This window comes from Mesorhizobium sp. ZC-5 (assembly GCF_025753855.1).
In the GTDB taxonomy this organism is placed as follows: Bacteria; Pseudomonadota; Alphaproteobacteria; order Rhizobiales; family Rhizobiaceae; genus Neomesorhizobium.
In genome coordinates this window covers 949,831-967,956 of the sequence record NZ_JAOWPT010000002.1, presented here as the reverse complement: position 1 = coordinate 967,956, position 18,126 = coordinate 949,831, and the positions used below count along the sequence as shown (strand labels likewise).

The following is an 18,126-nucleotide window of genomic DNA, read 5'->3' as shown; positions in this document are numbered from 1 at the left end:
GCTGCCTCGGACGCAAGCCTCTCCGACTGCCTCCCCTATTTCCCTATTCCCTCAACTCAGAACGGCAACTTCATCCCGGGCGGGATCGGCAGGCCGGCGGTCAGCGCCTTGGTCTTCTCCTGCATGACCGTCTCGACCTTGACCTTGGCGTCGTTGTGGGCGGCGAGCAGCAGGTCCTCGAGGATCTCGACATCGTCTTCCTTGAACAGCGACGGGTCGATCTTCAGCGATTTCATTTCGAACTTGCCGGTAAGCGTCACCTGCACCAGGCCGCCACCCGCCTGCCCGGTCGCCTCGAGCGTCGCGATTTCTTCCTGCATGGCCTGAAACTTGGCCTGCATCTCTTTCGCCTTGCCCATCAGGCCGAGCAGATCTTTCATGGTCGTCTCCTACGCGGGAACAATCTTAAATTTCGTCGTCATCGTCGGTGGCCGGCTCGACCGGCACCTGCTGGTCTTCCTCAACCGCTTCCGGCGCGTCGGGAATGCGCACGTCGATGATCTTGGAACCGGGGAAGCGGGCGAGGATCGCCGCCACCGTCGGGTCGTTGCGCGCATCGCTGAAAGCCGTCTCGCGGCGGCTCGTCTCCATCTCGGACAGCGTCTGGCCGCCCTCCTCGCGCGACACCGAAACGATCCAGCGGCGACCGGTCCATTTCTGCAGATTGGCGTTGAGATCAGTGATCAGCGTCTTCGGCGCCTCGGCCGTCAGGCTGATGTCGATGCGGCCGTTCTCGATCTTCACCGGCCGCACGCAGCGCTTGAGCAGCACCTTGAATGCCATGTCGCGATGCTGGTCGGCGAGTGCCGCGATGTCGGCCAGCGAGCGTATCGCCACCTCAGGCGCCTCGGCGACCGGCTCCGGCTGCGCAATCATTTCCGGCGCAGGTTGCGTTTCCACCAGCCGCATCGTCTGGCCGCCGGCCGAACTCGCCGCGACGCGCGTCTGCGCCACAGCACTGGCGCCGCCGCCATTACCGGCAGGCGCGGAGACGGACGGACGCGCCGGGGCGCGTGAGCCCTGCCCGTTGCCGGACTGGTCGAGCGACTTCAGCGCCTCGTCCAGCGTCGGCAGGTCGGCGGCGTGGGCGATGCGGATCAGCACCATCTCGCCGGCGCTGACCGGCCGGTTCGAAGCCTGCACCTCGGGAATGCCTTTCAGCAGCATCTGCCAGGTGCGCGACAGCACACGGACCGACAATGATTGCGCAAACTCGAGCCCGCGGCGGCGCTCGTCTTCCGACAGCGACGCATCGTCGGCGGCCGACGGCACGAAGCGCAGCCTGGTCACCAGATGGTTGAATTCGGCGAGATCGGTAAGCACCGTTGCCGGGTCGGCGCCGGTGTCGTACTGCGCCCGGAATTCGTCGAGCGCGGCCCCGACTTCGCCCTTCATCAGGTTTTCGAACAGGTCGATGATGCGGGCGCGGTCGGCAAGGCCGAGCATGGCGCGCACGGCTTCCGCCGTCACCGTGCCGGCGCCGTGGGCGATCGACTGGTCGAAGATCGACTGGGCGTCGCGCATCGAGCCTTCGGCGGCGCGCGCAATCATTGCCAGCGCTTCATCCTCGACGTCGATGCCTTCCAGCCCGGCTATGCGTGCGAGATCTCCCTTGATGACCGCAGCATCGATGCGACGCAGGTCGAAGCGCTGGCAGCGCGACAGGACGGTGATCGGCACCTTGCGAATTTCGGTGGTGGCGAAGATGAACTTCACATGCGGCGGCGGCTCTTCCAGCGTCTTCAGCAGGCCGTTGAAGGCCTGCGTGGAAAGCATGTGCACCTCGTCGATGATATAGACCTTGTAGCGGGCCGATACGGGCGCGTAACGCACCTGCTCAATGATGTCGCGGATGTCGTCGATGCCGGTGTGCGAGGCAGCATCCATCTCGATAACGTCGGGATGGCGACCTTCCATGATGGCACGGCAGTGCTCACCTTCGATCGACAGATCGACGGAAGGCTGGTTCACTTCGGCAGTCCTGTAGTTCAGCGCACGAGCAAGGATGCGGGCGGTCGTCGTCTTGCCGACGCCGCGCACGCCGGTCAGCATCCAGGCCTGTGCGATCCGGCCTGCGGCAAAGGCGTTGGTCAATGTGCGGACCATCGGCTCCTGGCCGATCAGTCCGGAAAAGTCGGAGGGGCGGTATTTGCGGGCGAGCACCCGGTAGGCGCCGCCAGCTTTGCCCTTCTCGGAATTTCCGGCTTCGCTCATCCGCCCGTCTGCTCCAGTGGCCGCGTCGGTGGCCGATTCCTCGAAAAGAGTTTCACCCGCATCGTCCGGCCCCGTCAATGACGCGGCGGGCTGTCGGGGCGAATGGGAAGAGGTGGGAGGCTGGAACAATGACCCGTTCCGGGCTCGTTAGGGCTGCTTCCTTCCGGACCTGACCCGGTTGGCGAGTGGATCGTCCACCACCAACCTCCCGGTTTTCATATCGGCAATTGCGCCGGGAATTGCAAGTCCCGTCACCGAAACCGCGCGACCGTCCCGCCGCTTCCAATGATTCCCTTGCAGGCAAAGGGCCGGCACTCTAGCCTCAATCAAAATTCGAGAGGAAACGCCATGCTGCCGGGCCAGAAGGCCGGATTCGAGCTCGACCGCAGGCTGGAAGCCGACAGCGAGCAGGTCATGTGGCTGGGTCTTTGCGAGCTGCGCGTCATGAACGACCGCCGCTGGCCGTGGCTGATGCTGGTGCCGCAGCGGCCGGGCGCGGAAGAAATCCACGACCTCACCCCGCTCGACCAGGCCATGCTCACCTTCGAAACCAACATGGTCGCCCAGGGCCTGAAAAAAGTCACCGGCTGCACCAAGATCAATTCGGCCGCCCTTGGCAATATCGTGCGCCAGCTGCATGTCCACGTCATCGCGCGCAACGAGGGCGATGCAGGCTGGCCGGGCCCTGTGTGGGGGCACGGCATCCGCGAACCCTACCGCCGCGAGGACCTGCACCGCTTTGCCGACCAGGTTCGCAAGGCGCTGTAAACTGCCAGATTTTCAGATTGAGAAACCGTGAGAATGGTTTCCGAGAGGATTGCATGAGTTTTTCCCTATTCGATGCGCCGCCGCACGAGCCCAGCCAGTTCGTCGGCTTCGCCGGCAATCCGATCGACCGGCAGTCCGAGCAGCGGGCCGACGATTCCGTCGAAAAAGCGCTCGCCGATCCCAGCGCGCGCGTTCTTCTCGTGCGCGCTGGGCGCGTCTACCTGAAAGCCAACGGCACGGGCTTCAGTTCTTATTATACCGTCACCGCCACCTCGGCTCTGGCGGCCCGGCTCGAACACGCCGTCCTGCTCGGCTTCACGCCGCAGGGTCCGGTGCTTGCCGCACCCGCCGGGCTCGACCCTGAAGAACTGCCGGAAGGCATCAAGGCGATCGACTATCGCTCCGTCTATATACAGGGTCTGCTCGAAGCGCCGGACCTCGGCATTCTGGCGCAAGGCGCATCGTTGCTCGCCTGGCACAGTTCGCACCGCTTCTGCAGCAAATGCGGGCAGCAGTCGGAAATGCGCGCCGGCGGCTACAAGCGCCTGTGCCCGGGCTGCGGTACCCTGCATTTTCCACGCACCGACCCGGTCGCCATCATGCTGACGGTGACGAAGGATCGATGCCTGCTCGGCCGCGGTCCGCATTTCGGCCCCGGCATGTATTCCGCGCTCGCCGGCTTCATCGAGCCCGGCGAGACCATCGAGAATGCGGTGCGCCGCGAGACATTCGAGGAAGCCGGCATCCGCCTCGGCCGCGTCGTCTATCATGCCAGCCAGCCCTGGCCGTTTCCCTATTCGCTGATGATCGGCTGCTTCGGCGAGGCGCTGAACGAGGACATCACCATCGACGCCGAGTTGGAAGCCTGCCGCTGGTTCTCGCGCGACGAGGTGCTGGCGGCGCTCGCCGGCACGCATCCGGACGGCATCTTCACGCCGCCGAAGGGCGCCATCGCCCACACGCTCATCCGCGCCTGGGCCGAAAGCGCCTGACACCGTATATTCCAGCGAGAGAAACCATGATCCGCCACACCGTCGTTTTCACGCTCAAACACCCGGAAGGCTCGCCGGAGGAAGCCGCTTTCCTCGACAAAGCGAAAATCCTGGCAAAAATCCCCGGCGTCGAAAAGTTCGAGCAGCTGCGCCAGGTCAGCCCCAAGAACGACTATCGTTTCGGCTTCTCGATGGAATTCGCCGACCAGGCCGCCTATTCCGGCTACAACGACCATCCCGACCACGTCGCCTTCGTGCGCGACCGCTGGGTGCCGGAAGTCGCAGCCTTCATGGAAATCGACTACGCGCCGCTCGGCTAGGATCAGGGATGGCAAGCGCCGACCTCTCCTCCCGCCTGGCCGCCATCGTCGATGCCTTGCCGTTGCGCGACGGGCTGCGCGTACTGGAGATCGGCTGTGGTCCCGGTGCTGCTGCCCGCGCCGTCGCGGAGAGGATCGGCAATGGCCATGTCCTGGCCATCGACCGCTCCGCCAAGGCCATCGCCCAGGCGCGCGAAGGATCGGCCGGACTCATTGCCGCCGGCAAGCTCAGCTTGCGGTGCGTGGCCGCGGAAGATTTCGTCCTTGAAGCCGGCGAAGCGCCGTTCGACATCGCCTTCGCGGTCAGGGTGGGCGCGCTCGACGGACGCCACCCCGCCGCCGGCGCCCTGGCACTCAAACGTATTGCCGCCGCGCTGGTGCCCGGCGGCAGGCTGTTCATCGACGGCGGTTCACCTTTGAAAGAGCTGCGGCTGCCAGCCGAGCATGCGCCTCGATGATCCATCTAAACCATCGTCGAGCCACTGGAAATTTTGATTATCGGGAGGTGGTCGAATCATGGCGAGAAGCGAACTTCGTGTCGTTGTGGTTGGCGCAGGCATCATGGGCGCCTCGATCGCATGGCACCTTGCGCGGACGGGCGCCCGCGTCACGGTTCTCGAGAAGCTGTCCGCGCCTGCCGGCGGCGTCACCCACTGGTCTTTCGGATGGGTGGGCACCGGCGGTTCGCTGCCGTCGGGAGACGCCTCGTATTTCGCGCTGGAAACCGAAGCCGTGGCCGAGTTCGCACGCTTGCGAAGCCAGCTTGGTTCCCTGCCCATCGCGGCGCGGGGCGCTCTCGTCTGGCTGGACACGGAGGAAGAAACCTCGACGCTGATCTCTGAGCAGCAAACGGCAGGCGTGCGCATCGAGGCCTTGAGCTCCACGCGGTTTGCCGAAAAGGAGCCGCGTGTTGCCGTGCCGCCCGCATTGGCTGCTTTCGCACTGGATGACTTCGCCGTCGAGCCGGTCGACTTGACCCTTCAACTTCTAGCAGGTGCGCAAGCCGCCGGAGTCGAGGTCGTCTGCAACACCACCGTGGATGCCATTGAAACGCGGGGTGGCCGTGTCGTGGGAGTGCGCGCCGGCGAGAACAGATTTGCGGCCGACACGGTGGTCCTCGCCAGCGGGGCGTCGGCGCTTCCGCTCGCGGCGGCTCTCGGAATTAGCCTTCCCATCAGGGAAGAGCCCGCCGTGCTGATGCGTTTTGCAGCCGAGCCAGGGCTTGTACATCATCTGCTCTGCGGGCGCGGGCTGGAGCTTCGCCCCGGCCTGTCGGGCGGCCTGGTTTCGGCTGCCAGCTTCCCGGACGAGGGAGAGAGCGGGCTCACAGGGCTTGCCGAGCGCACCACCGGGAAAATCGCGGGACAGTTCGCGCCGGTTCCAGACCTGTCCCTGCTTTCGGTCAACGCGGCGTATCGTCCGTTGACAGGCGACGGACTGCCGCTGCGGACGTTTTTGCCGGGCATAGCCGGGCTCTACACCGTCGTTGCCCATCCCGGAGTGATCCTGGCGCCATATCTCGGCAGGCTTGCCGCACACGATATCGTCGAAGCCTAGCGGAAGCCTTGTGCAGCGCCGTTCAGTTTCCTAATCCGCGACCTTCCACTCGTCGCGCGAGTCGCTTGCTGGATACACACCGAGGATGCGCACTTCCTTGGAGAAGAAGCGCAACTCTTCCAGTGCATTCCTGACGCCGGGATCGTCGGGATGGCCTTCGATGTCGGCGTAAAACAGCGTCGCGGTGAAGGCGCCGAGTTGGTAGCTCTCCAACTTGGTCATGTTGACGCCATTGGTAGCGAAGCCGCCCATCGCCTTGTAGAGCGCCGCCGGCACGTTGCGCACGCGGAAGATGAAGGTCGTCATCATCTTCGTCTCCGCGCTCGGCCGCGCGATCCACTCCTTATTCTTGGTCAAGACGACGAAGCGGGTGACGTTGCTGTCGGTGTCCTCGACATTCTCCTCGAGGATGTCGAGGCCGTAGAGCGAGGCGGCCAGGCGCGGCGCCAGCGCCGCCATCGTCCGGTCGTTCAGCTCGGCGACGAGCTTCGCGGCACCGGCGGTATCGCCGGCCACGATCGGCTTCCAGCCGTTCTTGCGGATGTATTTGCGGCACTGGCCGAGCGCGTGGATGTGGCTGTGGACGGTCTTTATCTCCTTCCGGTCCACGCCCGGCAGCACCATCAGGTGAAAATGGATCGGCAGGAAATATTCGCCGATGATGTGCAGCTTCGATTCCGGCAGCAAATGGTGGATGTCGGCGACGCGGCCGGCAATCGTGTTCTCGATCGGGATCATGGCAAGATCGGCCTTGCCGGTCTCCACCGCGTTGAAGGCATCCTCGAAGGTCGCGCAGGGCAGCGGCTCCATGTCGGGAAACATGTTGCGGCAGGCGGTGTCGGAATTGGCGCCCGGCTCGCCCTGGTAGGAAATCCTGTTGGTGTTCGATGCCATGTCGTTTGTCCTGTCAGGCTTTGTCGAGCAGGGTCCACGCCCGCTCCAGATCTTCCGGCGTGTCGACGCCAAGCGGCACCGCCGCGACGATTTCGGCGTCGATGCGCATGCCGGCCTCCAGTGCCCGCAACTGTTCCAGCCGTTCGCGCTTCTCCAGCGGCGATGGCCGCAGCGAGACGAAGCGCTCGAGCGCTGCCCGGCGATAGGCATAAAGCCCGATATGATGATAGAGCGGCCCGTCGCCCCAAGGCGCCGTCGCCCGCGTGAAATAGAGCGCCCGCAGCCGGACCTGCGAGAGCGGCGAGCCGACGATCTTCACCACGTTCGGATTTTTCTTTTCGTCCTCGCGGGTGATTTCCACCCCGAGCGTCGCGATATCGACCGCGGCATCGTCGAGCGGCCGCAGAGCGGCGCGGATGGTCTCCGGGTCGATCGTCGGCAGGTCGCCCTGCACATTGACCACGACCTCCACCTCGCCGCGCGGATCGAGCTTCTCCAATGCCTCGAAAATGCGGTCCGAGCCCGATTCGTGGTCGGCCCGCGTCATCACCGCCTCGAAGCCGTTGGAACGCACCGCATCCGCGACCGCTTCCGTGTCGGTCGCCACGACGACACGGCCGAGCCCGCTTTCCGCTGCGCGGGCGGCGACATGGACGATCATCGGCTTGCCGGCGATATCGGCCAGCGGCTTGCCCGGGAGCCGGGTAGAGGCCATGCGGGCGGGGATCAGGACAAGGGTCGACATGAGCGGTGAAAACAGGCTGAAATGGGTGGCTGGAAAGTGTCAAAAGGTCTCACTGGAACCGCCCTTATATGTGTTGCAACCGGATAGCAAAAGACCTAGTTTCCGCGCGATTTGACCGGCACTGTCCGGGGATGGGACAGTGGACGCGGTTTGATGAAGCGTTGCTTCCTCAAGCCAGCCGATAGGGAGCCTCAGGCGTATGGACTCTTTTGAATTCAACAAGTTGATCGGTGCGCTGCTTGGCGTGGTTTTTGTCGTGTTCTCGGTCAACCTCATCGGCGACGCGATATTTGCCGCTCCCGTCCCCGAAAAGCCGGGCTTCATCATCGAGGCCGCGGAAGAGGAAGGCGCGGAAGGTGGCGCCGAGGCGCCGGCCGCGGTTCCGATCGCGACGCTGCTTGCCACGGCCGACGCAACCGCCGGCGAAGCCGTGTTCAAGAAGTGCGCCACCTGCCACACCCATGACAATGGCGGCGCCAACAAGACCGGCCCGAATCTCTGGAACATCGTCAACCGCCCCATCGCCTCGCATGAGGGCTTCTCCTATTCCGGCCCGATGAAGGAGTTCGCGCAGGGCGGCTCGGTGGTCTGGGATTTCGATCACCTCAACCACTTCCTTGCCGGCCCCAAGGCCTACATCAAGGGTACCGCGATGGGTTTCGCCGGCGTCAAGAAGGACGACGAGCGCGCCAACCTGATCGCCTATCTGCGCACCCTGTCCGACAGCCCGGCGCCGTTGCCGGAAGCCGCCGCACCCGCTCCGGAAAATGCTTCGGCTCCGGCCGATGGTGCTGCCAAGCCCGCCGATGGTGCCGCTCCCGCGGCTGCCCCCGCAGGCGAAGAAAAGCCGGCTGAGGGCGGTGCTGCCGCACCTGCGACGGAAGGTGCCGCTCCGGCAGGCGAGGCAAAGCCCGCCGAACCGGCCCCAGCGCCCGCTCAATGACAAAATTGTAATCGTCACGATCACGAAAAAGCCGGGTTCTACCCGGCTTTTTTGTTAGAACTGATGCATATGAGGCTGGAAATCGGCGGCGACCGGTTTCCATGCCGGGCGAATGAACTACATTGGCCGGGCAGAACGGCAACGAGGTTTGGATGACGGTGCGCTTCAGCAGGTTTTTTGGAATTGCAGGCCTTGCCGCGGTTTTTCTCTCGGCGGCAACCCTCACCATCCGCGCCGAGGACAAATGGCACACGACATCCTCGTTGATGGGCGAATCCAAATACGGCGAGGACTTCAAACATTACGACTACGTCAATCCCGACGCACCGAAAGGCGGCACGTTGAATTCCACGGTCGTCGGCACCTTCGACAGTTTCAACCCCTATATCGTCCGCGGCACGCCGGCAGCCGGCCTGGTGGGATTCGGCGGCGGCCACCTCTACGACACGCTGATGGAACAGGCGTTCGACGAGTCGGGCGTCAGCCATCCGCTGGTCGCCGACGCGTACAAATATCCGGACGACTATTCCTCGGCCACCTACCGGCTCAACCCCAACGCCCGGTGGCATGACGGCAAGCCGATCACCGTGGATGATGTGATCTGGACGTTCAATACCCTGAAAGCCAACAGTCCGATGTACGGGCGCTATTACGCCAATGTCACCGAGGCGGTCGCCGTCAACGACCGTGAAGTGGAGTTCCGCTTCAACCAGAAAGGCAACCGCGAACTGCCGCAGATCATCGGCGACATGGCCGTGCTGCCGAAACACTGGTGGGAAGGCACCGACGCCTCGGGCAACAAGCGTGACATCACTCAGCCGACGCTGGAGCCGCCGCTGGGTTCGGCCGCCTACAAGATCAAGAGCTTCAAACCTGGCTCCGAAATCGTCTGGGAACGCGTGCCCGACTACTGGGGCGCCAAGCTGCCTGTTAAAATCGGACGCGAGAACGTCGACACACGCCGCTATCTCTATTTCCTCGATAACAACGCCGCCTGGCAGGCCTTCACCAAAGGTGGGTTCCAGGACATCGAATCGGAGGCCAGTGCCCGCGACTGGATGACCAAATACAAGTTTCCGGCGCTGGATGCCGGGGATGTCATCAAGAAGGAATTCAAGGCGACCGGCCGTGCCAACTTTCAGGGCTGGATCATGAACTCGCGGCGTCCGATCTTCGCCGACCGCAACGTCCGCCGTGCGCTGACGCTGGCCTATGACTTCGAAACCATCAATCGCACGATGTCGTTTGGCCTCAACAAACGCGTCAACAGCTACTTCGTGGGAGGCGATCTCGCCTCACGCGGTTTGCCGGAAGGCAAGGAACTGGAACTCCTGACGCCGTTCAAGGACCAGTTGCCGCCCGAACTGTTCACCCAGGAATTCAAGCTGCCGGTCTACGCAACGCCGCAGGACGAACGCGTGCATCTGCGCGAGGTGGTGAAGCTGTTCAGCGAGGCCGGCTGGCACCTCAAGGACGGCAAGATGACCAACGACAAGACCGGTCGGCCACTCGAGTTCGAGATTCTCAGCAACAGTGACTCGATCGAGACGATGGCGAATTCCTACATCAACTCGCTGCGCAAGATCGGCGTGACGGTGCGGCTGCGCGTCGTCGACCCCAGCCAATATGTCGAGCGCGTCAACAACTTCGACTACGACATGATCATGCTCTCATTGGCGCAGTCGGAATCGCCCGGTAACGAACAGCGCGACTTCTGGAGTTCGAAGGCCGCCGACTCGCCTGGTTCCCGCAACTATTCCGGCATCAAGAATCCGGTCGTCGATGCTTTGGTGGAGCGAGTCATCTTCACCACCGACCGCGAGGATCTCGTGGTGGCGACACGCGCGCTCGACCGGGTTCTGTTGTGGAATTTCTATGTCGTGCCCCAGTTCACCCGCGATGTGGAATGGCTCGCCTACTGGAACAAGTTCGGCATCCCGGAAAAGCAGCCTGACTATATCGGCGCGGACACCGAGTCCTGGTGGATCGATCCGGAAAAGGAAAAGGCGCTGGCCGCCAAATACAAGAGCGTCAATTGAGTACGCGTCTTCCGCGACGTGACTTCCTGGCGCTGGCCGGCGCGGCGGCGGCTGCACCGCTGCTGCCTGCCTTCGCCGCCAGCCCCACCGGCAAGCCGCTGCACGGCCTCTCGGCTTTCGGCGACCTGAAATACCCGGCCGGCTTCAAGCATTTCGACTATGTGAACCCGGACGCACCGAAGGGCGGCACGTTCAATCTTTCGGTGCCGAGCTGGGTGTACAACCAGAGCCCGCTCACCTTCAACACATTGAATTCCTTCACGCCCAAGAGCGATGCGCCGCCGCGCATGGAGATGTGTTTCGATGCATTGATGATGGACGCCTTGGACGAGCCGGACGCCGTCTACGGCCTTCTGGCTGAAACCGTCACCATTTCCGAGGACCGAAACAGCTTCGAGTTCAGGCTGCGGCCGGAGGCACGGTTCCATGACGGCAGCCCCGTTACCGCCGCCGACGTCGCCTTCACATTTTTGACCTACAAGGAAAAGGGTCACTACGATCTGCAGTTGCCGCTGCTGGAGCTTGTTTCGGCCGAAGCCGTCAACCCGCAGACAGTCAAGCTGACATTCACCGGCAAGCATTCGGAACGCACGATCTTGTCGGTGGTAGAATTCCCGATCGTCTCGAAGGCGTTTTTCGAGGCGCATCCCTTCGAGGACGCGATCATGACACCGCCGCTCGGGTCAGGCCCCTACAAGGTCGGACGCGTGGTCGCCGGGCAGACGATCGAATATGAACGCGTCGCCGACTATTGGGCCCATGATCTCGGCGTCAGCCGCGGCCTCTACAATTTCGACCGCATCCGCATCGAATTCTACCGCGAACGGCAGGCCAGCTTCGAGGCCTTCAAGAAGGGCGACATAACCTTCCGGCAGGAGGCCGTCTCCAAAACCTGGGCGACCGGTTATGATTTCCCGGCGGTGAATGAGAAGAAGGTCGTCAAGCGCACCTTTCCCGGAGACAAGCGCCCCACTATGCAGGCGATGACGCTCAACCAGCGCCGCGAGCGCTTCCGCGATCCGCGTGTTCGCCGAGCCATCGCGCTCTGCTTCGACTTCGAATGGACCAACCGCAATCTGTTCTACGGCGTCTATGTGCGCTCGCATTCGACCTTCGAAAAATCCGACTATCGGGCCGAAGGCCTGCCGTCGCCGGATGAACTGGCCATTCTCGAACCGTTGCGCGGCAAGATACCTGACGAAGCATTCGGCGAGGCGGCACTTCAGCCATCCTCCGACGGCTCCGGCCGCGACCGCAAGCTGCTCGGAGCGGCTACGAAACTGCTGGCCGAGGCAGGCTGGAAGCGTGTCGGCAACACCCTGCAAAACGAGAAGGGCGAAAAGCTTTCGCTGGAGATTCTCGCCGAAGAGGACGCGCTGGTTCGCGTTTTCAGCCCTTTCGTCGAAAACATGCGCGTCATCGGCATCGACGCTACCATCCGCCAGGTCGATTCCGCCCAGTATAATTTGCGCCAGAACGAGTTCGACTTCGACCTGGTCTCGGCAGCGTTCTCCTTCGAGGCGACGCCGACACGCGACACGATGGAGCTTTTCTTCCACTCCCGCGCCGCGGCGAGCCCCAGCGCGCGAAATTACCCGGGTATCAAGGATCCCGGGGTCGATGCGCTCATTGACGCGGTCGGGCGGGCACAGGACCGCCCGGCGCTTATTGCGGCCATGCGCGCGCTCGATCGGGTCTTGCGTGCGCGCATGGACTGGATTCCAAATTGGCATTCCGCGAATCACTTGGCGGCGTTCTGGGACATGTTCGGTTTCAAGGAGCCCAAGCCCGATTACGGTTTCCCCGTCGAGGCGCTGTGGTGGTTCGACAAAGACAAGGCGAAGGCAATTGGCAAGGGGTGAAGCAGCTTTCCTCTCCCGGCTCGCGGTGAGAGGATGCCGGCAGGTAGGTGAGGGGCAGCGCGAACTGGCCCGGGTTGAATGCTGCCCCTCATCCCCCCTTCGGGCACCTTCTTCCCGTTCACGGGGAGAAGGGAGAGTCTGATGGGCGCCTATATCCTCCGCCGCATCCTTTTGATGATCCCGACGCTGTTCGGCATCATGGCGGTGTCCTTCGCGGTGATCCAATTCGCTCCGGGCGGTCCGGTGGAGCAGATCATCTCCAGGCTGCAAAATCCAGGTGGCGGCGGGGATGTGCTTTCAGGCGGTGGTAGCGATGTGGCCGCCAACTTCGATGCAGGTGGCGGCGCTTCGTCCAGGTACCGCGGCGCGCAGGGCCTGGACCCGGAATTCATCGCCAAGCTCGAAAAGCAGTTCGGCTTCGACAAGCCGCCGCTGCAGCGCTTTTTCGGCATGCTCTGGGATTATGTGCGCTTCGACTTCGGCGAGAGCTTCTTCCGCAAGATCTCGGTGCTCGACCTGATCATAGAAAAGATGCCAGTCTCCATCTCGATCGGTCTCTGGATCACGCTGCTTTCCTACCTGATCTCGATTCCGCTCGGCATCCGCAAGGCGGTACGGGACGGCTCATCCTTCGACGTCTGGACCAGCGGTGTCGTCATCGTCGGCTACGCCATCCCCGGCTTCCTGTTCGCCATCATGCTGATGGTGCTGTTCGCCGGCGGCTCCTTCTACGACTGGTTCCCGTTGCGCGGCCTCGTCTCGGAGAACTTCAGCCAGCTTTCCTGGTATGAGAAGATCATCGACTATTTCTGGCACCTGGCATTGCCGCTGACGGCCATGGTGCTGTCAGCCTTCGCCACCACCACCCTGCTCACCAAGAATTCGTTTCTCGACGAGATCCGCAAACAGTATGTGGTGACGGCGCGTGCGAAAGGCCTGTCGGAACGGCGCGTGCTCTACGGCCACGTCTTCCGCAACGCCATGCTGATCGTCATCGCCGGCTTCCCGGCCGCCTTCATCTCCGCGTTCTTCACCGGCTCGCTGCTGATCGAGAACATCTTCTCTCTCGATGGACTGGGCCTCCTCGGCTACAAGTCTATCCTCGATCGCGACTATCCGGTTGTATTTGCCACACTCTTCATCTTCTCCCTGATGGGGTTGATCGTCAGCCTGATCTCCGACCTCATCTATACCTGGATCGATCCGCGCATCGATTTCGAGCGGAGAGACGTCTGATGCCCGACATGCAGACGGCCTCGGAAGTCGAAGCGGCGCGCAACACAGCAGCGCGGCCGTGGCTGTCGCCGATCAACCAGCGGCGGTGGCAGAATTTCAAGGCGAACCGGCGCGGCTACTGGTCCCTGTGGATATTCCTTGTCCTGTTCGTCCTGTCGCTCGGCTCCGAACTCGTCGCCAACGACAAGCCGCTGCTGATCCGCTTCAACGGCAATTTCTATTCGCCCATCGTCACCGACTATGACGAGGCGACCTTCCTGGGCGACGAAGGCTTCCTGCCGGTCGCCGACTACCGCATGCCGATCATCCAGGATGCGATCGCCGCAAACGGATGGATGATCTGGCCGCCGATACGCTATTCCTACCGCACCACCAACAACGAGATTCCCGACGCCGCGCCCGCAAAACCCTCCTGGCTCTACGACAGGGCGAAGCGTTGCGAGCGTTATCCGCAGGGCGCCGACGATCCCAACTGCGTCGTCGGCAACTGGAACTGGCTCGGCACCGACGACCAGGCGCGCGACGTGCTCGCCCGCGTCATCTACGGTTTCCGCATCTCGGTGCTGTTCGGGCTGATCCTGACGCTCGCCTCGACGGTCATCGGCGTCGCCGCCGGCGCCGTGCAAGGCTATTTCGGCGGCTGGACCGACCTTCTCTTCCAGCGCTTCATCGAGATCTGGTCGGCGATCCCCGTGCTCTACCTGATCCTCATTATTTCGGCCGTGCTGCCGCCCGGTTTCTTCATCCTGCTCGGCATCATGCTGGCCTTCTCCTGGGTGGCGCTTGTCGGCGTCGTGCGGGCCGAATTCCTGCGCGCCCGCAACTTCGAGTACGTCAACGCCGCCCGTGCGCTGGGCGTGCCCAACCGCACCATCATGCTGCGCCATCTGCTGCCCAACGCCATGGTGGCGACGCTCACCTTCCTGCCGTTTATCCTCAACGGCTCGATCTCGACGCTGACGGCGCTGGATTTCCTCGGTTTCGGCCTTCCGCCCGGTTCCGCCTCGCTCGGCGAACTCCTGAAGCAGGGCCAGCGCAACCTCAACGCGCCATGGCTCGCCATGACCGGCTTCTTCACGCTGTCGATCATGCTGTCGCTGCTGATCTTCATCGGCGAGGCGACCCGCGACGCCTTCGATCCGCGGAAGACGTTCAAATGAGCGACACCCCCCTCCTCTCGGTCCGCGATCTTTCCGTCGCCTTCGAACAGGGCGGCAAGCTCTCCACCGCCGTCGACCACATCTCCTTCGACATCGCCAAGGGCGAGACGGTGGCGCTGGTCGGCGAGTCCGGCTCCGGCAAGTCGGTGTCGGCGCTGTCGGTGCTCAAGCTGTTGCCCTACCCGCCGGCCAGCCACCCGTCCGGCCAGATCCTGTTCAAGGGGGACGACCTGCTCGCCAAGAGCGAGAAGGAGTTGCGCAAGGTGCGCGGCAACAGGATCACCATGATCTTCCAGGAGCCGATGACCTCGCTCAATCCGCTGCACACGATCGAGCAGCAGGTCGGCGAGGTGCTCAAGCTGCACCAGGGCCTGCGCGATGCGGCGGCGCGCAAGCGCACGCTCGAACTCCTGAATGAAGTCGGTATCCGCGAGCCGGAGAAGCGCCTGCAGGCCTATCCGCACCAGCTTTCCGGCGGCCAGCGCCAGCGCGTCATGATCGCCATGGCGCTCGCCAACGAGCCCGAGCTTCTGATCGCCGACGAGCCGACCACCGCGCTCGACGTCACCGTGCAGGCGCAGATCCTCGAGCTCTTGGCCAACCTCAAGACGAAGAACGGCATGTCGATGCTGTTCATCACCCATGACCTCGGCATTGTCCGCAAGATCGCCGACCGGGTCTGCGTGATGACCAAGGGCAAGATCGTCGAAACCGGCCCGACGAAGGAGATATTCGCCAACCCGCAGCATGAATACACGCGCCACCTGCTTGCGGCCGAGCCCAAGGGCAAGCCGCCGAGGGCCGATCTGTCGGCTGCAACCGTGATGCAGGGCGAGGACATCAAGGTCTGGTTCCCGATCAAACAGGGTTTCTTCCGCACCACCGTCGACCATGTGAAGGCGGTCGACGGCATCGACGTCACCGTGCGCGCCGGCCAGACGCTGGGCGTCGTCGGCGAATCCGGCTCGGGCAAGACGACGCTCGGCTTGGCGCTGTCGCGCATGATTTCGTCGGAGGGGAAAATCCATTTCAACGGCCGCGACATCGACCGTCTCTCCTTTAACGAGATGCGGCCGCTCCGGCGCGAATTGCAGATCGTCTTTCAGGATCCGTTCGGCTCGCTCTCACCACGTATGTCGATCAGCGAAATCATCGCCGAGGGGCTCGGCATCCACGAGCCCAACCTGTCCGCCACCGAGCGCGACAAGCGCGTCGTCGACGTGTTGCGCGAAGTCGGGCTCGACGCGGAAACCCGCCACCGCTATCCGCATGAATTCTCCGGCGGCCAGCGCCAGCGCATCGCGATTGCCCGCGCCATGGTGCTCAACCCCCGCTTCGTCATGCTGGACGAGCCCACCTCGGCGCTCGACATGAGCGTGCAGGCGCAGGTGGTCGACCTGCTGCGCGGCCTGCAGGCCAAGCATAACCTCGCCTATCTCTTCATCAGCCACGACCTGAAGGTCGTCCGCGCGCTGGCCAACGACGTCATCGTCATGCGCAACGGCAAGATCGTCGAATACGGTCCTTCCGAACAGATTTTCGAACGGCCCGAGAGCGACTACACCAAGGCGCTGCTCTCGGCTGCCTTCCGCATCGAGACGGCGCCGGCAAACGTCGTCAGCCAGTAATCCGGGAAAATCATCATGGACAAAGGCCGTATCCTCCTGGCGGTGACCGGATTTCACCCGCAGCGCTGGCACGAGCTTCTGTCGGCCGAGCGCGACGTCGTGCTCGAACCCGACGGGCCGAACGATCCTTCGATCAACTACGCGGTGGTGTGGAAACAGCGCCCCAATCTGCTGACCGGCCTGCCGAACCTGCGCGCCATCTTCTCGATCGGCGCCGGGGTCGATCACCTGTTCCAGGACCCGAGCGTGCCGGACGTGCCGATCGTGCGCGTCGTCGCCGACAATTTGTCCCGCCACATGACCGAGTATGTCGTCTGGCGTGTGCTCGACCACCATCGCCAAGGCGCTCTCTACCGGGCGCAGCAGGCCAGGAAAGTCTGGCACGAGCCGCAGCAGCGCGTCGCCCACGATATTTCCGTCGGCATCATGGGCCTCGGCCAGCTTGGCCGGGCCGCGGCAAATGCCCTGCTTGGGCTCGGCTTCTGCGTCAACGGCTGGACCCGGCGCGAGACCCGCGTTGAAGGAGTTTCGACCTTCCACGGCGAAGCCGGCCTGATCCCGTTCCTCAACGCCACCGACATTCTCGTCGTGCTTTTGCCGCTGACGCCCGATACGCAGGGCATCGTCAGCTACGACCTCCTGCGCGAGTTGCGCCGCCGCAACGGGCTCGGCGGCGCGGTGCTCATCAACGCCGGTCGCGGAAAACTGCAGCGCGACGCCGACATTCTGCGTGCACTGGACGACGGCACGCTGAAGGAGGCGAGCCTCGATGTGTTCGAGACCGAGCCGCTGCCCGAGACCAGCCCGCTGTGGAACCACCCGAAGGTGTTCGTCACCCCGCACGCCGCCGCGACCTCGGATCCGGCGCACCTGGTCAAGCCGATGCTCGACCAGATGAGCGCGTTCGAGCGCGGTGAGCCGCTGCTGAACCTGGTCGACAGGGCGGCTGGTTACTAGCGCTTCCGCCCTGGCAGGAACTTGATGCTACGCTGACGCCCCCTCTCCCCGTTCACGGGGAGAGGGTAAGGGTGAGGGGCAGCTTGGGCCACGTCGATACCTAGGAAGGAAACGAACGATGCCCATCGAGATCAGGCAAGTCGGCCCTCGAGACGAGGCGCTTTTCGAACGCATCGCCGTCGAGGTCTTCGACGAGCCTGTCGACCCGCCGCGCCTTGCTGCCTATCTCGCCGAGCCCGGTCACCTCATGCTGGTCGCCATCGATAACGGCCAGATCGTTGCGCAATGCGCCGCCGTCATCCACCGTCATCCCGACAAGGCGACCGAACTCTATATTGACGAGGTTGGCGTCTCGCCAAAATGGCAACGCCAGGGCATCGCCCGGACGATGCTGGATGAAATGTTCGCGCTCGGCCGCTCGCTGGGCTGCGGCGAGGCTTGGGTCGGCACGGAGATTGACAATGATCCGGCCCGCCACCTCTACGAAGGTCTCGGGAGCGAGGCGGAAACCTTCGTCATGTACGAATACCAGTTGTAGGCACCGCACGGGCCGATTGGCCGCAACATCCTTCCCTTCGTCATCCTCGGGCGAAGCAGGCCGTAGGCCGTCGCGGAGACCCGAGGATCCATGCCGTGACTGTCCAGCAGCGCAGTTGCGGTGCAATACATGGTCCTTGGGTCGTCTCACCGAACGGTTTCCTGGTCCGTCTCTGCTCTCATCGACCTCACGGTGCGGAAGCGCAAGGCAGTGCAGGCGCGGCCCCTCACCTCCCCGTTGAGGGGAGGTCGGCGGTCGAAGGCCGCCGGGTGG

The 18,126-nt window shown here is 63.6% G+C and carries 17 protein-coding genes and 1 other RNA gene; 13 read left to right on the top strand and 5 right to left on the bottom strand.

Annotation, left to right across the window (positions count from 1 at the left end; genetic code table 11):
- Positions 1-56 precede the first annotated feature (56 nt).
- From OHD58_RS08060 to ffs, 3 genes are all read right to left on the bottom strand, one after another.
- Entirely contained in the window at positions 57-380 is a 324-nt protein-coding gene (locus OHD58_RS08060) for a YbaB/EbfC family nucleoid-associated protein (protein ID WP_263802586.1), read from the bottom strand.
- Between the two features lie 25 nt (positions 381-405).
- A complete protein-coding gene (locus tag OHD58_RS08055) occupies positions 406-2,214 on the bottom strand; it encodes a DNA polymerase III subunit gamma/tau (protein ID WP_263802585.1) in 1,809 nt (602 codons plus the stop codon).
- 112 nt (positions 2,215-2,326) lie between these two features.
- An RNA gene (ffs, locus tag OHD58_RS08050) (signal recognition particle sRNA small type) lies at positions 2,327-2,423 on the bottom strand.
- A 139-nt stretch (positions 2,424-2,562) separates the two neighbouring features.
- On the opposite strand from ffs, the gene OHD58_RS08045 reads away from it, so the two are divergent.
- From OHD58_RS08045 to OHD58_RS08025, 5 genes are read left to right on the top strand one after another with little or no spacing between them, the layout of a single operon-like run.
- Complete coding sequence (locus tag OHD58_RS08045; protein ID WP_263802583.1) at positions 2,563-2,982, top strand: HIT domain-containing protein; 420 nt, start codon at positions 2,563-2,565, stop codon at positions 2,980-2,982.
- Positions 2,983-3,035: 53 nt separating this feature from the next.
- Positions 3,036-3,974, top strand: coding sequence for an NAD(+) diphosphatase (nudC, locus tag OHD58_RS08040; protein WP_263802582.1), 939 nt, complete (start codon positions 3,036-3,038; stop codon positions 3,972-3,974).
- A gap of 26 nt (positions 3,975-4,000) precedes the next feature.
- Positions 4,001-4,294, top strand: a complete 294-nt coding sequence (locus tag OHD58_RS08035; RefSeq protein WP_263802581.1) for a Dabb family protein — start codon at positions 4,001-4,003, stop codon at positions 4,292-4,294.
- 8 nt (positions 4,295-4,302) lie between these two features.
- On the top strand, positions 4,303-4,752 hold the full coding sequence (locus OHD58_RS08030; RefSeq protein ID WP_263802580.1) for an SAM-dependent methyltransferase: 450 nt from the start codon (positions 4,303-4,305) through the stop codon (positions 4,750-4,752).
- A gap of 58 nt (positions 4,753-4,810) precedes the next feature.
- Positions 4,811-5,851, top strand: coding sequence for an NAD(P)/FAD-dependent oxidoreductase (locus OHD58_RS08025; protein WP_263802579.1), 1,041 nt, complete (start codon positions 4,811-4,813; stop codon positions 5,849-5,851).
- Between the two features lie 30 nt (positions 5,852-5,881).
- Here the strand turns inward: OHD58_RS08025 and OHD58_RS08020 are convergent, their stop codons facing one another.
- Together OHD58_RS08020 and OHD58_RS08015 are read right to left on the bottom strand one after the other, a co-directional pair.
- Complete coding sequence (locus tag OHD58_RS08020; RefSeq protein ID WP_263802577.1) at positions 5,882-6,745, bottom strand: prephenate dehydratase; 864 nt, start codon at positions 6,743-6,745, stop codon at positions 5,882-5,884.
- Between the two features lie 13 nt (positions 6,746-6,758).
- A complete protein-coding gene (locus OHD58_RS08015; protein WP_263802575.1) occupies positions 6,759-7,490 on the bottom strand; it encodes a 3-deoxy-manno-octulosonate cytidylyltransferase in 732 nt (243 codons plus the stop codon).
- 199 nt (positions 7,491-7,689) lie between these two features.
- Between OHD58_RS08015 and OHD58_RS08010 the strand changes: the two genes are divergently transcribed.
- The 8 genes from OHD58_RS08010 to OHD58_RS07975 all read left to right on the top strand — a co-directional run bounded on the left by OHD58_RS08010 (position 7,690) and on the right by OHD58_RS07975 (position 17,853).
- Positions 7,690-8,433 (top strand): c-type cytochrome, encoded by a 744-nt coding sequence (locus tag OHD58_RS08010; protein ID WP_263802574.1) that lies wholly within the window; start codon positions 7,690-7,692, stop codon positions 8,431-8,433.
- Positions 8,434-8,585: 152 nt separating this feature from the next.
- The gene (locus OHD58_RS08005) at positions 8,586-10,472 is read left to right on the top strand and encodes an extracellular solute-binding protein (protein WP_263802573.1); all 1,887 of its coding nucleotides are present in this window, start codon (positions 8,586-8,588) and stop codon (positions 10,470-10,472) included.
- A complete protein-coding gene (locus tag OHD58_RS08000) occupies positions 10,469-12,334 on the top strand; it encodes an extracellular solute-binding protein (protein WP_263802572.1) in 1,866 nt (621 codons plus the stop codon). Before OHD58_RS08005 ends, OHD58_RS08000 begins: the two co-directional genes overlap by 4 nt.
- A gap of 141 nt (positions 12,335-12,475) precedes the next feature.
- Positions 12,476-13,570, top strand: a complete 1,095-nt coding sequence (locus tag OHD58_RS07995) for a microcin C ABC transporter permease YejB (protein ID WP_263802571.1) — start codon at positions 12,476-12,478, stop codon at positions 13,568-13,570.
- The gene (locus OHD58_RS07990; RefSeq protein WP_263802570.1) at positions 13,570-14,730 is read left to right on the top strand and encodes an ABC transporter permease; all 1,161 of its coding nucleotides are present in this window, start codon (positions 13,570-13,572) and stop codon (positions 14,728-14,730) included. The genes OHD58_RS07995 and OHD58_RS07990 overlap by 1 nt, the downstream gene beginning before the upstream one ends.
- Positions 14,727-16,358 (top strand): ABC transporter ATP-binding protein, encoded by a 1,632-nt coding sequence (locus tag OHD58_RS07985; protein ID WP_263802569.1) that lies wholly within the window; start codon positions 14,727-14,729, stop codon positions 16,356-16,358. The genes OHD58_RS07990 and OHD58_RS07985 overlap by 4 nt, the downstream gene beginning before the upstream one ends.
- 15 nt (positions 16,359-16,373) lie before the next feature.
- Entirely contained in the window at positions 16,374-17,315 is a 942-nt protein-coding gene (locus tag OHD58_RS07980; protein WP_263802568.1) for a 2-hydroxyacid dehydrogenase, read from the top strand.
- Between the two features lie 118 nt (positions 17,316-17,433).
- Positions 17,434-17,853 (top strand): GNAT family N-acetyltransferase, encoded by a 420-nt coding sequence (locus OHD58_RS07975; protein ID WP_263802567.1) that lies wholly within the window; start codon positions 17,434-17,436, stop codon positions 17,851-17,853.
- Positions 17,854-18,126 lie beyond the last annotated feature (273 nt).